Source organism: Clostridium sp. AF32-12BH, assembly GCF_003477935.1.
Classification (GTDB): Bacteria; Bacillota; Clostridia; order Lachnospirales; family Lachnospiraceae; genus Brotaphodocola.
Genome location: NZ_QUEH01000054.1, coordinates 370 through 608 on the forward strand (window position 1 = coordinate 370; position 239 = coordinate 608).

At 48.5% G+C, this 239-nt stretch carries 1 pseudogene; it reads left to right on the top strand.

Going from position 1 to position 239, the window contains the following annotated elements:
• Nucleotides 1-134, top strand: a pseudogene (locus DWZ40_RS20240) (DUF3847 domain-containing protein); the annotation flags it as partial.
• Nucleotides 135-239: the final 105 nt, after the last annotated feature.

Genomic DNA, 239 nt, shown 5'->3' on the forward strand with positions numbered 1-239 from the left:
AAAGTTTTCTGCAAGAGCCGGAACGCCTGACAGATGATGATATCATGCTGTTGTTGAAACTCATTTTTCACAGACAGGACACGCAGGAACTATTGAAAAAACTGCTGGAACGGAAGAAGCCGGAAACCCCTTAGTTTACTAAGGGCGCAATTATACACCACCCAGAGGTTGGTGCATTGCGTTCTCCGAAGGCTCCTAGCCGGAGGGCTGTGATTTTCCGCAGTCATGGTCTGCTCCAA